Raw genomic sequence first — 15,236 nt, forward strand, 5'->3', positions numbered from 1 at the left:
ATGATCGTGTCTCGTGGGACGGGACACCGCGCTGACCGTCGAGCAGCTCGCCGCCGAGGCGGGACTGCCGACGAGCACGATCCGCATGTACCAGACGAAGGGCCTGCTGCACGCGCCGCGGCGGCGGGGCCGAACGGCCCGCTACGACAGCACGCACGTCGAGCGGCTGGGTCTGGTGCACCGGTTGCAGCAGCGCGGCTTCTCCCTGACCGCGATAGCCGAGCTCATCGCCGCGCGAGACCTGGGGGCCCGCGTCGGCGATGTGCTCGGCCTCGACGGGACCGGCGGACCGGACGACTGGGTGCCGCTGCGGGTCGGCGAACTGCTCTCGACCGCGCCCGCCAGGCAGCTCAAGCCCACCCTGGTCGCGCGGGCGACCAGGACCGGGCTGCTGCGCTGGCGCCGCGGCTGGCCGCACACCCGGCGGTGGTCGGCGGAGGCGGGCATGCGGTTGACCCGCCTCGGCGTGCCGCAAGTCGAGATGCTCGACGCCTTCGACCGGGTGCACGCCGCGAGCGCCGAGATCGCCGCGGACTTCACCGCGCTGTTCGAGAAGCACCTGTGGCCGTCGCTGGCCGCCCACGCCGCCGAGGAAGACCAACTGGAGCAGGTCCGCGCCCTGCTGCTCGAGCTCACCGAGACCGCCCAGTCGGTGGTGGCGGGCGCGTTGCGCGAGGCCATCCGCACCGCGGCCGAGACCTTCGCCGCGGAGCAGGACCTGCTGCCAGACGACGGCGACGCGCCGTGGGCGAGCCACACGCCGCCGGTGCTGGTGCGGCCGGACGACGAACCGGACGACCCGGCGCCCAGCGACGCCGAGATCCAGTGCTTCCTCGACGAGATCGTCCAGTCCCCCGACGGGCCCGACGAGCACAGTGGACGATCCACAGGGGTCCCCGGCGCGGACCAAGGGGGACCTCAGGGTTGACCGGACCCCTTGCCGGGCAAGGGAAACCTCGCGGCCACCCAGCGTTCCCCCCGGATCGCCCGAACGGTGGTGCCGCGGGGACGGGCGGGCGGTGCGTAATTGTCCCACCGACCGCGCCCCCTTCCCGCGAGGAGCACGCCGTGCCCAACTCCACCCTCCGCCGCTTCGGCCGCGGTGTCGTCACCACGATCGCCGTGAGCGCCGCCCTGGTCACCGGGGCGGGCGTCGCCGCAGCCGACCTGAGCCAGGCGCAGCTGCGGTCGACCACCGACAGCTACCTGTTCTCCCAGAGCCTGAACCAGTTCCAGACCACGCGGGCCAACCGGCCGTACGCCACCCAGCTGGACTGGTCCTCCGACGGGTGCTCCAACTCCCCCGACAACCCGTTCGGCTTCACCTTCGTGAAGGCCTGCTACCGGCACGACTTCGGCTACCGCAACTACAAGAAGCAGGGCCGGTTCACCGAGACCACGCGCCTGTCGATCGACAACAACTTCAAGACCGACCTGTACACGATCTGCGCGGGCAACTGGTCGTGCAACCGCACCGCGGACGTCTACTACGCGGCGGTCCGCCAGTTCGGCAACAGCTGATCGGCCGCGATCGGGTGGGACCGGGCCCCGCGCCCGGTCCCACCCGCCGCGATCACGCCTTGCGGACCACCAGCGTGGCGACCGCACCCGGCACGTCGAGCTTCACCAGGCTGACCTTGTAGCCGCCCGCCTCCGCCTCCATCGGGAACTGCTTGTTCGTGTGGACCTGCACCGCCGAGCCCGCCAGGGTCAGCTCCACCGTCGCGTCGCCCTCCCAGACGCACGCCTGGCCGGGCTTGCACCGGCTGTCCTGGGAGACCTCGCGGAAGGCGATCAGCACGTCGGAGTCCGACAGGGCGGTCGACTCGCCGCGCTCCAGGTCGAACTCGGTGTTGAGCGGCGGACCCACCCGCTCGGTCGTCGTCGGCTGCGCGGGGATCGTCGGACCACCCCCGCCGGGGGCACCGTTCGCGGCCTTGCCGCACGCGGACAGCATCACCAGCGCGCCCGCGGCCACGAGCACCTTGGTCATCGCACTCATCTTCATCGCCACTCCTCACCCTCGCCCACAAGACGGTGCGGGCGAGGGATCGGGTTGCATCGCCGGACGATCAGCCGCCGTAGGGCTGCTGGGGGTGGCCACCCTGCTGCGGGTAGCCCCCTTGCTGCGGGTAACCGCCCTGCTGGGGATACCCGGGCTGCTGGTGCCCGCCCTGCTGGGGGTATCCCTGCTGCTGCGGGTAACCCTGCTGCGGGTAACCGCCCTGGACCGGGTAGCCGGGCTGCTGGTAGCCACCTTGCTGCGGGTAACCGGGCTGGACAGGGGAGCCGGGCTGCTGGTAGCCACCCTGCTGCGGGTAGCCGCCGCCGGGGCCGTGGCCGCCCGCGAAGGCCGGGTCGGCGACCGGGCCCACATACCGCGCGCTGCCGAACGCCAGGATCAGCAGGCCGATGAAGCTGAACAGGATGAGCACCACGGCGAAGCCGCCGTCCTTGCCGAACGCCTTCGCCAGGTCGATCATCACGATGATCAGGATCACGACGTTGACCAGCGGGATGAACAGCAGCAGCAGCCACCAGCCCGGTCGCCCAACGATCTTGAGCAGCACGTAGGTGTTGTAGAACGGCACGATCGCCGCCCAGCCGGGCTGCCCGGCCTTGGTGTAGACCTTCCACATCGCGACGACGCCGATGACGGCGAACGCCAGGCCGACCACCATGGCGCCGATGAACACGCCCCACGGGAACTCGGCCGTGGTGGTGTAGTTGTAGTCGTACGGGTCCACGCTGCTGGATCCTCCCTCAAGCCGCGCCCGGGTGCGGGCGCGCGCAATCATCCGCCGGTACCTTGGCCGGAACCCGGCCCGGATACGGCGGTTCGCGAGGTCGTTAGCTGTTCGAGACCTCAAGGGACCGAGGTCCGACCGAAGTGGTCACTCGGGGTCGTCGTCCACAGCCGACGGTCCACCCCGGAGCGTCCACAGCACGTTCTCCAGCTCGTCCGGCTTGATCAGCACCTCGCGGGCCTTGGAGCCCTCCGAAGGCCCGACCACGCCCCTGGTCTCCAGCAGGTCCATCAACCGACCCGCCTTGGCGAAGCCGACCCGCAGCTTGCGCTGCAGCATCGAGGTCGAGCCGAACTGCGAGGTGACGATCAGCTCGGTGGCCTGCACCAGCAGCTCGAGATCGTCGCCGATGTCCGGGTCGATCTCCTTGGCCTCGCCCGGCTTGGCGGCGGTGACGCCGTCGGTGTAGTCCGGCTGCGCCTGCTCCTTGGTGAACGCCACGATGTCGGCGATCTCCTCGTCGCTGACGTAGGCGCCCTGCACCCGGACCGGCTTGGCCGCGCCCATCGGCAGGTACAGCCCGTCGCCCATGCCGATCAGCTTCTCGGCGCCCGGCTGGTCGAGGATGACCCGGGAGTCGGTCAGCGACGAGGTCGCGAACGCCAGCCGGGACGGCACGTTGGTCTTGATCAGGCCGGTGACCACGTCCACCGAGGGCCGCTGGGTCGCCAGCACCAGGTGGATGCCCGCCGCCCGCGCCTTCTGGGTGATCCGCACGATCGCGTCCTCGACGTCGCGCGGCGCGGTCATCATCAGGTCGGCCAGCTCGTCGACGATGGCCAGGATGTAGGGGTAGGGCCGGTACTCGCGCTCGCTGCCCGGCGGCGCGGTGATCTCCCCCGACTTCACCTTCTTGTTGAAGTCGTCGATGTGGCGCACCCGGTTGACCTGCATGTCCTGGTAGCGCTGCTCCATCTCCTCGACCAGCCAGGTCAGCGCGGCGGCGGCCTTCTTGGGCTGGGTGATGATGGGCGTGATCAGGTGCGGGATGCCCTCGTACGGGGTCAGCTCGACCATCTTGGGGTCGATCAGGATCATCCTGACCTCGTCCGGGGTGGCCCTGGCCAGCAGCGAGACCAGCATCGAGTTGACGAAGCTGGACTTGCCGGAACCGGTGGAGCCCGCGCACAGCAGGTGCGGCATCTTGGCCAGGTTCGCGGTGATCATGTGGCCCTCGATGTCCTTGCCGAGGCCCACCACCATGGGGTGGCCGTCGCCCATGGCCGTCGAGGAGCGCAGCACGTCGCCGAGGCGGACCATCTCGCGGTCGGCGTTGGGCACCTCGATGCCCACCGCGGACTTGCCGGGGATCGGCGCCAGCAACCGCACGTTGTCGGTGGCCACCGCGTAGGCGATGTTCTTGGTCAGCGCGGTGATCTTCTCGACCTTGACGCCGGGACCCAGCTCCACCTCGTAGCGGGTGACCGTCGGGCCGCGGGTGAAGCCGGTGACCTGGGCGTCGATGGAGAACTGGTCGAGCACCCCGGTGATCGCCTCGATCATCGTGTCGTTGGCCTTGCTGCGCGCCTTCGGGGCGTCCCCGGCGACGAGCAGGCCGGGGTCGGGCAGCTTGTAGTCGCCCTCGACGGTGCGGGTGACCGAGATGGTGTCCTGGTCCGGCTTGGGGTCGACGACCTGCGGGGTCTCCTTCACCTCCACCGGGCGCTTGCGGGCGGGCTTGACCGGCGCGGGCTCGTCGAGCGGCAGCGTCGGCTGCTCGGCCGGGTCCGCCGCCTGGTCGGCGGCCTTGCGGCGCGGGGCCTTGCGCGGCTTGAGCGGGGGTTCGACGAGCTCGGGCTCGTCGCCGAAGAGGTCGGCGCCCTCGGCATCGGCCTCGCTCGGGTCGCGGCCGAGGTCGCGCAGCCGGGTGGGCACGTCGCGGATCCGGGTGCCGGTGAACACCAGCACACCGAAGCCCAGCAGCAGGAACAGCACCGGGATCGCGACCCACGCGGTGACGCCCTTGGCCAGCAGCCCGCCCGACAGGTAGCCCAGCGCGCCGCCCGCGTACATCCTGCCGTCGTTGTCGACCGGCTGACCAGCGAACACGTGCAGCACACCGAGCAGGGCGAGCACCACGAGCAGCGAGCCGACGGTGTAGCGGGGGCGCTTCTCCGGCTGCGGGTCGGTGCGCATCATCGCGACACCGAGGACGAACAGCAGCAGCGGCATCGCCACGGTCATCGCGCCGAGCACGGTCCGCACGCCGTCCTCGAGGTAGCCGCCGACCTTGCCGACGTGCCACCACACGGCGGCGCCGAGGATCACCCCGAGGGCGACCAGGGCGAACCCGATGCCGTCCCGGCGGTGCGCCGGGTCGAGCTCCTTGGTGCGACCGATCGCGCGGACCAGCGAGCCAGCGCCCTTGGCGAGCAGGCCCCAGGCCGCGGCCAGGACGCCCTTGCTCGGCGGTGGTGCCTTGCGAGCGGCGGGGGTGCGCTTGGCCGGGGGGCGGGAGGCGGCGGGTTTGCGCGGCCCGCCCTTGCCCTTCGCTGTCGTCGTCCGGCTCGCCATGGGATCACACGGTAGTGGGCGAGCCGCCCGCTCGGGGCTTGCCACACCGTGCGCCCCCGCACCGGCGCCCGCGCGCGGCCGTGCGATGCTCACGCCATGTCCGCGCTGCGCAGCCCCGCGCCCCGCCCTTCGCGCCACCCGGGCGGCCCCGGGCAGACCCCGCCGGTGTGGCGGGCGATGTGCGCGATCGACACCGCGCTGGTGCGCTCGGTCGGCACGCTGGAGATCACCGGGGAGTTCCCCGCGCACCTGCGCGGTCAGCCGGTGCTGGTGGCGGCCAACCACATCGGCATGTTCGACCCGTTCGTGATGATCGCCGCGATGCGCGCGATCGGCCTGCTCCCCCGGTTCATGCTGACCGCGGGCCTGCTGGACGCGCCGGTGCTCGGGTACTTCCTGCGCAAGGCGGGGCACCTGCGGGTCGACCGCGGCAAGGCCAACATCGCCGACGCCTTCGGCCGCGCGACCCAGGCGCTGACCACGGCCAGCGTGCCGCTGCTGCTCTACCCCGAAGGCCGCGTCAGCCGGGACCCCGGCCTGTGGCCGGAGCGCGGCAAGACCGGGGCGGCGCGGATGGCGCTGCACGGGAACGTGCCCGTCGTGACGGTGAGCCAGTGGGGCGCGCACGAGGCGGTGTACTGGGGCACGGAGGTCGTGAACGGCCCGGCCGACGTCAAGCCGCTGGTCACGTCGTTCTTCAGGGCCGTGCGCAAGCGCCCGGTGTTCAAGGTCCACTTCGGCGACGTCGTCGACCTGGCCGACCTGTCGGCGACCAAACCCGGTGACGCGATGCGCGCCCACGCCCGGATCATGCGCCAGATCACCGACAACCTGGTCGCCCTGCGCCCCGGCGAGCTGGACAAGCCGCACTTCCACGACCCCACCCGCCCCTGCGACTCGATCAGCCCCTGGCGCTCCTGACACCGGCACCCGGGGCAGGCCGGGGAGCGGTCGACCACCGGCGTCTCGCGGGGCCGCCAGCCCGGGCACGAGCGCAGCTCAGCGACCGCGCCAATGAGACAGTCGCCGCAGGCGAACCGGCCGCCACCAACCCGGAGGCCGCGCCCCTGAGCCCGGCAGGCCGCTCCGCTCTCCGCCGCGTTCCCGCCCGGAGCCGTGGGCCCTGTTCCGGGTTCGAAGTCTGGCCGGAAACGTCCTACCATTGGCCGTCGACTTCGGACAGACTGCTGGCGTGACCACCGCAACGACAACGCCGGTTAGGCAGCACCGCGGTCGCGGGACCGTGTTCATCCTCGTGGCCTCCACCGCTTTCGGCAGTTCCGGCCCGCTGGCCAAGCCGGTGATGCAGGCCGGGTTCGCCCCGGAGCAGGTGGCCGCCGCCCGGGCGGGACTGGCGGCGCTGATGCTGCTGGTCGGGGTGGCGCTGGTGCGGCCGCGGATCCTCAAGGTGCGCCGCGAGCATTGGCGGGTGGTCGTCGCCTACGGGCTCATCGGGGTCGCGGCGGTGCAGTTCCTCTTCTTCGTCGCCGTCTCCCGCCTGCCGGTCGGGGTGGCGATGCTGCTGGAGTACACCTCGCCGGTGTTGGTCGCGCTGTGGGTGCGGTTCGTACGGCGGGTGCGGCTGCCCGCGCTGTCGTGGCTGGGCACCGGGCTGGCGCTGGGCGGGTTGGCCCTGGTCGCGCAGGTGTGGTCGGGGCTGCGGCTGGACGGCGTCGGACTGCTGGCCGGGGCGGGCGCGGCGCTGTGTTCGGCGGGCTACTACCTGCTCGGCGAGAAGGGCGCGGGCGAGCAACACCCGATCGGGATGGTCACCTGGGGCATGGCGGTCGGCGCGCTGGGCCTGTTCGTGGTCGCGCCGCCGTGGCGGCTGCCGTTCGACAAGTTCGACGACACCGCGCTGCTGGGCGACACCGCGGTGCCGATCTGGGCGCTGCTGGTGGCCGTCGCGGCGATCAGCACGGCCATCGCGTACGCCCTGAGCACCAGTTCTCTGCGCCACCTGCCCTCGACGGTGGCCAGCGTGCTCGCCCTCTCCGAGCCGGTGGTGGCCACCCTGCTGGCCTGGACGCTGCTGGGCGAGGTGCTCGCCCCGGCGCAGATCGTGGGCATGGTGGTGCTGCTGACCGGGGCGATGCTGGTCCAACTGGCCGCACGCACCCCTGTCACACCAGCAGAACCACTGCCCACCGAATGAGACCGCGGTCACGTCAGAATCACACCGTCGAGTGAATGTGCGGGTTGTCACGCCGTCACCGGAACCGTGAAAGGTAAAGGGTCGTTTACCTGACGGACGCGACACATCGTGGTTGATCGGTCACCATGTGCTCACCAGGGCCCGATCCCCGGGGCCTGGCTCGACCGACCCGCGATCACTTTCACCCGATACCCAGGAGGTTCCGCCATGGGCCAGGTTCGCCCCAGCGGTCCAGCGCACGCACCCCCGCTGGCGAGGGCCAGCCGCTGGCTGCGCGCAGACGCCCGGTTCGACCTTTCCGCCTCGCTCGTCGTCTTCCTCGTCGCCATCCCGCTGTCGGTCGGCATCGCCGCCGCATCGGACGCCCCGGTCATGGCCGGGCTCATCGCCGCCGTCGTCGGCGGTGTCGTCGCCGGATCGCTCGGCGGTTCCCCACTGCAGGTCAGCGGCCCCGCCGCCGGGTTGACCGTGGTCGTCGCCGAACTGGTCGGCCAATTCGGCTGGGCCGTCACCTGCGCGATCACCGTCCTCGCAGGCGTGCTGCAGGTGGCCCTCGGCGCCTGCCGGGTCGGCCGCGTCGCGCTCGCCATCTCCCCCACCGTCGTCCACGCGATGCTCGCGGGCATCGGCGTGACCATCGTCCTCGGCCAGCTGCACGTCCTGTTGGGCGGCGCGGCGGAGGCGACCGCCTGGGAGAACGTGCGCGACCTGCCCGCCACCGCCGGGTCGATGAACCTGGCCGCGGCGGCCACCGGTCTGGTGGTGATCGGCCTGCTCGTGCTGTGGCCGAGGATGCCCGCCAAGGTGCGCGCCGTGCCGGGACCGCTCGTGGCGATCGTGCTGGTCACGGTGACCAGCGGGCTGCTGGTGCTCGACGTGGCGCACGTGGCGCTGCCCGACGACCCGCTCTCGGCCATCCAGCTCCCGCAGCTGCCCGAGGGCGGCCAGTGGTTCGCCTTCGCCGTGGGCGTGGCAACGATGACGATCATCGCGAGCGTGGAGAGCCTGCTGTCGGCGGTGTCGGTGGACAAGATGCGCGCCGGGCACCGCAGCGACCTCAACCGGGAACTGGTCGGGCAGGGCGGCGCCAACATCGCCTCCGGCCTGCTCGGCGGCCTGCCGGTCACCGGGGTGATCGTGCGCAGCTCCACCAACGTCCGCGCGGGGGCGCGGACCAGGGCCTCGGCGGTGCTGCACGGGGTGTGGGTGCTGCTGTTCACCGTGCTGCTGGTCGGCCTGGTCGAGCAGGTCCCGCTGGCGGCGCTGGCCGGTCTGCTGATCGTGATGGGCGTCAAGCTCGTGCGGCCCGCCGACATCGCCGTCGCCCGCAAGCACGGCGACCTGCACGTGTACCTGGTCACCCTCGGCGGGGTCGTGCTGCTCGACCTGCTGCAGGGGGTGCTGCTCGGGCTGGCGGTGTCGCTGCTGGGCATGCTGCGCCGGGTCGTGTGGGCCAGGGTCCGGGTGCGCACCGGCGACGACACCGACGAGGACGGCCGCCCCCGCTGCGCGGTGATCGTCGAGGGCACGCTGAGCTTCCTGTCGGTGCCCCGGCTGTCGCGGGTGCTCACCCAGGTCCCCGACGGCAGCGCGGTCCAACTGGAACTGGTCGTGGACTACCTCGACCACGCCGCCTACGAACACCTGTCCGGCTGGCAGCGCTCGCACGAGGAGACCGGCGGGACCGTCGCGGTCGACGAGATCGGCAGCATCCCGCGCCGCCGCGAGGGCCTGCCCCGGTGGTTCTCGCCGTGGTCGCACTGGCAGGACACCGACGTGGACGAGCGACCGCTGATCCCGACCCAGCGCGCCACCGGGTCGGACCACATCCTGCGCCCCCTGGTGGCGGGCGCCCGCGAGTACGACCGCACCGGCGCGCCCGCGCTGCGCCCGCACCTGCGCAAGCTCGCGGGCTCGCAGCAGCCGCACGCGGTCTTCCTGACCTGCGCCGACTCGCGCATCGTGCCCAACGTGATCACCGCGTCCGGGCCGGGTGACCTGTTCACCATCCGCAACGTGGGCAACCTGGTGCCCGACCCGGGACCCACCGGCGACCACTCGGTGCACGCGGGCGTGCTCTACGCGGTCCGCGCGCTGGCCGTGCCCACCCTGGTGGTCTGCGGCCACTCCGGCTGCGGCGGGATGGCCGCCCTGCTGGGCGATCGCACCACCCTGGGCCAAGACGACCCCATGGGCCAATGGCTGCGCTGGGGCGAACCGAGCCTGTCCGCCCTGCGCGACGGACACCCCCTCGGCGAACGCGCCGCCACCGACGGCTGGTCGGAGGTCGACCGCCTGGCAATGGTCAACGTGGCCGTCCAGGTCGACAAGCTCCAAGCGATCCCCGAAGTCGCCAACACCGGCGTCCGCGTGGTCGGCCTCTTCTTCGACATCCCCACCGGCTCCCTCCTCCTGCTCGACGGCGACCGCATAGCCCCCCTCGCCGACACCGCCCTCACCGGCTGACGCACCACGCACGAAGGGCCCGGGATCGCTCGATCCCGGGCCCTTGTTTGTCACGATGGCCGACTTCCGGAGGCTGCCCAAGCAAGCGGCCGCCACCGCCCTCACCGGCTGACACACCAGGCACGACCAGCCCAACCACCCGACTCCGACCACCCAAAGCAACCACTGGACACTCGGAGTCGCTGGTGCCAAACCAACCCACCGAGCCAGCCCCGCCAACCTCACCACTGGACACTCGGAAGCCGCTGGTGCCAGGTCAGCCCCGCCGGGTCAGCCCCGCCAACTCAGCCACCCGACTCCGACGGCATTACCGACCACTGGACACTCGGAAGTCGCTGGTGCCAACTGCTCGATGTGGTGGACCTGTTTTGTGTGGAGGAGCGGCAGTCGTAGCGTTCCTGCGCGGACAGGGCCACGCTTTTCGGCCCCAGCTTTGCGGTCCTGCCACGGCTGGCGCAGGGGCCCCACGCAAAACAGGTCCACCACATCGAGCCTGCACTCAAATCGCGGATCCAGCGCAAGGTCGCGAAGCGACGAGCCGACGATCCGATGCAATGCCGAAGGCGAGCCGATCAGGCCCCTTGTTTGTCCTCAGTGGACAGAGCGCCGATCAGCCGCCGTTGGTCGGGGTGTAGCGGGGGCTGGCGGTGGGGCCGGGGACGGCGGCGAGGAGGTGGGGGCCGAGGGTGGCCCGGGCCCGGACAGCGGCGTGGGTGCCGCCGAAGTCGGTCGGGTCGCCTGCGCCTTGCGAGAACAGGGCGTAGGTGAGGATCGGGGTTCCGGCGGCGTCGAAGACGATGCCCGCTTCGTTGCGGCCGTCGTTGAACCAGCCCGCTTTGGTGGCGACGCGGGCGCGGTCGTCCGACGACATGTTTCGGCGGATGCCGTCGGTGTGCGCGGCCTGGGAGCGCAGGATCTTGAGCAGGTACGCCGTCGACGCGGCTGTCAGGAGGCGGCCCGCGGCGAGGGCGGTGAACAGGTCGTGGGTTTCGCGCGGCGTGGTCTTGCCCAGGTAGAACCGGTTCGGGTTGGCCGTGGGGACCACCTGGGTCTTGGGGAAGCCCTTCGCGACCAGGGTGGCGTTGACCTCGGCCGTCGGCGTGACCAGACCGGCCAGCCGGTTGGCGGTGTCGTCCGAGACGGTGAGCAGCAGGGCGTGGCCGACGGTCACCGAGCTGGGGTAGGCGCCGTCGAGCGGGAAGATGCCGTCACCGGCGGTGTTGACGATCTCGGCGGTGACCTCCAGGCGCTGGGTCAGCGCCGCCTGGCCGCGGTCGACCTTGTCGAGCACCGCGACCGCCACCGCCACCTTGTTCACGCTGTACGCCTCGACCAGGTCGTCGGCCCGCGCACTGACGATCTCCTGGCCAGCGAGGGTGATCAGCGACTGCCACGCCCCGCCCGCAGCGCGGGTCTCGCGCGCGTACGCCCACTGGACCCGTTCGACGGGGGTGCCCCCCAGCGGGACCCGCCGGAACGGGTCGGCCGCGGCGGGCGCCGGGGTCCCCACCGCGGCCACCGCCGCCGCGCCCAGTCCCAACGCGGCCCGCCGGTTCAGCCCTGACGTCATCGCTCGATCCCCCTCGGTCGGCGGGCCCGCTGCCCGCGCCCGGCGTCGAGCGTGCCACGGCGCGGGCTCCGACGACCGGCAGCTTCAGACCGGGATCACCGTCGGGACGATCATCGGCCGCCTGCGGTAGGTGTCGGCCACCCAGCGGCCCACCACCCGGCGCACCGCCTGCGCGATGCGGTGGGTGTCGGTGATGCCCTCGGACTCGGTGTGCGACAGCTCCATCTCCACCAGCGACACCACGTCGTCGAGCGCCTTGGGGTCGTCGGAGAAGCCGCGGCCGGACACCGTCGGCGGGGACACCGCGCGCCCGGACGCCGAGTCGACGACCACGGTGATCGCGATGAAGCCGCCCTCGCCGAGCACCAGCCGGTCCGACAGGGTGGACTCGCCGACGTCGCCGACCGAGAGGCCGTCGACGTAGACGTGCCCGACCTCGACCCGACCGGTGATCGCGGCGCGCCCGTCGACCAGGTCGACCACCACCCCGTCCTCGGCGATGACCACGTGATCGGCCGGGACGCCGGTCTTCACCGCCAGTTCGGCGTTGGCCCGCAGGTGCCGCCACTCGCCGTGCACCGGCATGACGTTGCTCGGCCGGACCGCGTTGTAGAGGAACAGCAGCTCACCGGCGGGGGCGTGCCCGGACACGTGGACCTTGGCGTTGCCCTGGTGCACCACGTGCGCGCCGAGCCGGACCAGGCCGTTGACCACGCCGAACACCGCGTTCTCGTTGCCGGGGATCAGCGAGCTGGCCAGCACGACGGTGTCGCCGGGCCGGATGGAGATCTGCCGGTGCTCGCCGCGCGCCATCCGCGACAGCGCCGAGAGCGGCTCGCCCTGCGACCCGGTGGAGACGAACAGCACCTTGTCCTCGGGCATGGCCATCGCCTCGTCCAGGCCGACCAGCAGCCCGGGCGGCACCGACAGCAGGCCGAGGTCGGCGGCGATGCCCATGTTGCGCACCATCGAGCGGCCCACCAGCGCGACCCGGCGGCCGTGCGCCACCGCCACGTCGAGCACCTGCTGGACCCGGTGCACGTGGCTGGCGAAGCAGGCCACGATGACCCGCTGGCCCGCGCGGGCGATCACCCCGTCGATCACCGGGCCGATCTCGCGCTCGGAGATGACGAACCCGGGGACCTCGGCGTTGGTCGAGTCGACCAGGAACAGGTCGACGCCCTCGTCGCCGAGGCGGGAGAACCCGGCCAGGTCGGTGAGCCTGCCGTCGAGCGGGAGCTGGTCGAGCTTGATGTCCCCGGTGTGCAGCACGATGCCTGCCGGGGTGCGGATGGCGACCGCGAGCGCGTCGGGGATGGAGTGGTTGACCGCGAAGAACTCGCAGTCGAACTCGCCGTAGGTGACCTTCTCGCCCTCGCGGACCTCGTGCAGCTTCGGGTCGAGCCGGTGCTCCTTGCACTTGGCGGCGACCAGGGCGAGGGTGAACCGGGAGCCGACCACCGGCAGGTCGGGGCGCAGCCGCAGCAGGAACGGAACCGCGCCGATGTGGTCCTCGTGGCCGTGGGTGAGCACCAGCGCGTCGATCTCGTGCAGCCGCGACTCGATGGGCCGGAAGTCGGGCAGGATCAGGTCGACGCCGGGCTGCTGGTCCTCGGGGAACAGCACGCCGCAGTCGACCACGAGCAGCCTGCCCGCGTGCTCGAAGACGGTCATGTTCCTGCCGACCTCGCCGATGCCGCCGAGGGCGACCACCCGCAGGCCGCCCTCGGGCAGCGCGGGCGGCGGGTTGGTCGGCCACTTGCCGGACTTGGGGGGCTGCCTCACCGCAGCACCACCCGCTCGGCACCGCCGGTGCGCTCGGGGCGCGTGGCCCCACAGGCGGCGCCCGACCGCCCGATCGACGCCGCCGAGCAGGAGTGCACCGCGCCGCGGACGGGCAGCCAGGCCATCGCGCGCAGCGGGCGGGAGCTGCCCCGGGCGGCGGTGGGCGGGCGGTGGGGCGCTGGCGAACGGGTCGTCACTGGTGCACCGTCCCGGTGCTGGTGTGCGTGGTGGCCGCGATGTAGGCGGCGTTGGCGTCGGCGTGCGCGACCCTGGCGGTGGCCACGTGCGAGGCCGGGGCCTGCGCGAGCGGCACGCCCGCCTCGGCGAGGTCGGCGGCGATGGCCGCGACCTGCTCGGGGGTGGCGGGCGGCAGCGGCAACCTCGGGTCGCCCGCGTCTTGGCCGCGCAACCGCAGCGCGGTCTTGCTGAACACGACGCCGCCGACCCGGCTGAACGCGCGCAGCACCGGCAGCAGTCCGTTGTGGATGTTGCGTGCGGCGCTGACCTCGCCGTTCTCGTAGGTGTCCAACATGGACCGCAGCCGCCCGGCCACGACGTGGCCGATCACGCTGACGTAGCCGACGCCGCCGATGGACAGCCACGGCAGGTTGAGCGCGTCGTCGCCGGAGTAGTAGGCCAGGTCGGTGCTGGCGATGACCTGGCTGCCCGCGAGCAGGTCGCCCTTGGCGTCCTTGACCGCGGCGATGCGCGGGTGCTCGGCCAGCCTGCGCAGCGTGTCGACCTCGATCGGCACCACCGACCGCGGCGGGATGTCGTAGAGCATGACCGGCAGCGGCGTGGCGTCGGCGGCCGCGGTGAAGTGCGCGATCAGCCCGGCCTGCGGCGGCCGGGAGTAGTACGGGGTGACCACGAGCAGCCCGTGCGCGCCCGCCTTCTCCGCCTGGCGCGCCAACTCCACCGTGTGCGCGGTGTCGTAGGTGCCGACCGACCCGATCACCGTCGCCCGGTGCCCGACCGCCTCGACCACGGCGCGGACCGCGTCCGCCTTCTCCCGGTCGGTGGTGGTGGGCGACTCACCGGTGGTGCCGTTGACCACCAGGCCGTCGTTGCCCAGCTCCACGAGGTGCTCGGCGAGGGCCTGGGCGCGGTCGAGGTCGATCGACCCGTCGGCGGCGAACGGGGTGGCCATGGCGGTCAGCACCCGGCCGAAGGGCCGTCCGGGAGCGGCGGTGGGACATGCGGTCATGGCGGTGACGCTACTCGCTGGGGCCGTGGGTGACGCCTACCACTGCCAAGTTGTGCACGGTTCGGGGGCTTGTGGACAACTCGGGTCGAGCAGCTCAGAGCCCTCGGCGCAGCTCGCGCACGGCGGCGACCGCCGAGTCCGGTCCGGAGTGGTCGACGACCACCTCGGCCCGGCCGAAGGCGTCCAGCAGCAGCTCACCGGGCGCGCCGGTGATCGTGACCGGGTCCGGCCCCGGCCGGGCCGTGGTGGCCCGGCCGTCCGGGGTGCGCAGCACGACCCCGACCGGGCTGCGTCGGAAGTGGAGCTTGGCGACGCGGGCGAGCGCGGCCCACAGGGCGTTGTCGCGGCGCGGGTCGGCCGGTCGGGGGGCCCAGCCGGAGGCGGCCCGGCGGACGTCCTCATGGTGGACGAAGAACTCCGTGGTGTTGACCGGTTCGTCGAGCAGCCGCAGCGGCGACAGCGGCGGCGGCCCGGTCCGCACCAACTCGACCAGGTCCGCCCAGGGCCGGGCGGCGTAGCCGCGCTGGACCCGCTCGGTGTGCCCGGCCAGCGGCTTGATCAGGATCCCGGCCGCCGCGTCCGGCCTGCGTTCCCTGATGACCAGGTGCGCGGCCAGGTCCCTGGTCAGCCACCCGCCGCACAGCGTCGGCGCGTCCGGCCCGACCTCGGTGAACAGGTCGCACAGCGCTGCGCGTTCGTCCCTCGCGACACCCATGCCACCCACCCTACCGG

13 protein-coding genes are annotated in these 15,236 nt (G+C 72.4%); 5 read left to right on the forward strand and 8 right to left on the reverse strand.

The genetic code is table 11. The annotated features are described in order from the left end of the window. Positions 1-13 precede the first annotated feature (13 nt). Both JOD54_RS30080 and JOD54_RS30085 read left to right on the forward strand, forming a co-directional pair. The gene (locus tag JOD54_RS30080) at positions 14-928 is read left to right on the forward strand and encodes a MerR family transcriptional regulator (protein WP_204455319.1); all 915 of its coding nucleotides are present in this window, start codon (positions 14-16) and stop codon (positions 926-928) included. A gap of 140 nt (positions 929-1,068) precedes the next feature. Next, positions 1,069-1,521: a phospholipase gene (locus tag JOD54_RS30085; protein ID WP_204455320.1), complete on the forward strand. Its 453-nt coding sequence runs from the start codon at positions 1,069-1,071 to the stop codon at positions 1,519-1,521. A gap of 52 nt (positions 1,522-1,573) precedes the next feature. Here JOD54_RS30085 and JOD54_RS30090 read toward each other — a convergent pair whose 3' ends face one another. The 3 genes from JOD54_RS30090 to JOD54_RS30100 form a co-directional block, all read right to left on the reverse strand. Then, positions 1,574-2,008 (reverse strand): hypothetical protein, encoded by a 435-nt coding sequence (locus tag JOD54_RS30090; RefSeq protein ID WP_204455321.1) that lies wholly within the window; start codon positions 2,006-2,008, stop codon positions 1,574-1,576. A gap of 64 nt (positions 2,009-2,072) precedes the next feature. Then, complete coding sequence (locus JOD54_RS30095; protein ID WP_204455322.1) at positions 2,073-2,747, reverse strand: DUF5684 domain-containing protein; 675 nt, start codon at positions 2,745-2,747, stop codon at positions 2,073-2,075. Between the two features lie 147 nt (positions 2,748-2,894). Beyond that, the gene (locus JOD54_RS30100; RefSeq protein WP_204455323.1) at positions 2,895-5,321 is read right to left on the reverse strand and encodes an FtsK/SpoIIIE family DNA translocase; all 2,427 of its coding nucleotides are present in this window, start codon (positions 5,319-5,321) and stop codon (positions 2,895-2,897) included. A gap of 96 nt (positions 5,322-5,417) precedes the next feature. Between JOD54_RS30100 and JOD54_RS30105 the strand changes: the two genes are divergently transcribed. The 3 genes from JOD54_RS30105 (at position 5,418) to JOD54_RS30115 (ending at position 9,942) form a co-directional block, all read left to right on the forward strand. After that, positions 5,418-6,242: a lysophospholipid acyltransferase family protein gene (locus JOD54_RS30105; RefSeq protein ID WP_204455324.1), complete on the forward strand. Its 825-nt coding sequence runs from the start codon at positions 5,418-5,420 to the stop codon at positions 6,240-6,242. A gap of 271 nt (positions 6,243-6,513) precedes the next feature. Beyond that, complete coding sequence (locus tag JOD54_RS30110) at positions 6,514-7,476, forward strand: EamA family transporter (RefSeq protein WP_204455325.1); 963 nt, start codon at positions 6,514-6,516, stop codon at positions 7,474-7,476. A gap of 207 nt (positions 7,477-7,683) precedes the next feature. Continuing rightward, positions 7,684-9,942, forward strand: a complete 2,259-nt coding sequence (locus tag JOD54_RS30115; RefSeq protein WP_204455326.1) for a SulP family inorganic anion transporter — start codon at positions 7,684-7,686, stop codon at positions 9,940-9,942. A gap of 610 nt (positions 9,943-10,552) precedes the next feature. Here JOD54_RS30115 and JOD54_RS30120 read toward each other — a convergent pair. The 5 genes from JOD54_RS30120 to JOD54_RS30140 all read right to left on the reverse strand — a co-directional run bounded on the left by JOD54_RS30120 (position 10,553) and on the right by JOD54_RS30140 (position 15,219). Then, positions 10,553-11,512 (reverse strand): serine hydrolase, encoded by a 960-nt coding sequence (locus tag JOD54_RS30120; protein ID WP_204455327.1) that lies wholly within the window; start codon positions 11,510-11,512, stop codon positions 10,553-10,555. Positions 11,513-11,596: 84 nt separating this feature from the next. Continuing rightward, the gene (locus JOD54_RS30125) at positions 11,597-13,297 is read right to left on the reverse strand and encodes a ribonuclease J (protein ID WP_204455328.1); all 1,701 of its coding nucleotides are present in this window, start codon (positions 13,295-13,297) and stop codon (positions 11,597-11,599) included. Then, the gene (locus JOD54_RS30130) at positions 13,294-13,494 is read right to left on the reverse strand and encodes a hypothetical protein (RefSeq protein ID WP_204455329.1); all 201 of its coding nucleotides are present in this window, start codon (positions 13,492-13,494) and stop codon (positions 13,294-13,296) included. Before JOD54_RS30130 ends, JOD54_RS30125 begins: the two co-directional genes overlap by 4 nt. Further along, on the reverse strand, positions 13,491-14,504 hold the full coding sequence (gene dapA / locus JOD54_RS30135; protein WP_204455330.1) for a 4-hydroxy-tetrahydrodipicolinate synthase: 1,014 nt from the start codon (positions 14,502-14,504) through the stop codon (positions 13,491-13,493). Before dapA ends, JOD54_RS30130 begins: the two co-directional genes overlap by 4 nt. Positions 14,505-14,598: 94 nt before the next feature. After that, on the reverse strand, positions 14,599-15,219 hold the full coding sequence (locus tag JOD54_RS30140) for a TIGR03085 family metal-binding protein (RefSeq protein ID WP_204455331.1): 621 nt from the start codon (positions 15,217-15,219) through the stop codon (positions 14,599-14,601). Positions 15,220-15,236 lie beyond the last annotated feature (17 nt).

It is taken from the genome of Actinokineospora baliensis, from assembly GCF_016907695.1.
Lineage (GTDB): Bacteria > Actinomycetota > Actinomycetes > Mycobacteriales > Pseudonocardiaceae > Actinokineospora > Actinokineospora baliensis.

Excerpts from the sequence above, each read along its gene's own strand:
- JOD54_RS30090 (WP_204455321.1), bottom strand. The coding sequence starts at position 2,008 with ATGAAGATGAGTGCGATGACCAAGGTGCTCGTGGCCGCGGGCGCGCTG.
- JOD54_RS30100 (WP_204455323.1), bottom strand. The coding sequence starts at position 5,321 with ATGGCGAGCCGGACGACGACAGCGAAGGGCAAGGGCGGGCCGCGCAAA.
- JOD54_RS30105 (WP_204455324.1), top strand. The coding sequence starts at position 5,418 with ATGTCCGCGCTGCGCAGCCCCGCGCCCCGCCCTTCGCGCCACCCGGGC.
- JOD54_RS30115 (WP_204455326.1), top strand. The coding sequence starts at position 7,684 with ATGGGCCAGGTTCGCCCCAGCGGTCCAGCGCACGCACCCCCGCTGGCG.
- JOD54_RS30120 (WP_204455327.1), bottom strand. The coding sequence starts at position 11,512 with ATGACGTCAGGGCTGAACCGGCGGGCCGCGTTGGGACTGGGCGCGGCG.
- dapA (WP_204455330.1), bottom strand. The coding sequence starts at position 14,504 with ATGACCGCATGTCCCACCGCCGCTCCCGGACGGCCCTTCGGCCGGGTG.
- JOD54_RS30140 (WP_204455331.1), bottom strand. The coding sequence starts at position 15,219 with ATGGGTGTCGCGAGGGACGAACGCGCAGCGCTGTGCGACCTGTTCACC.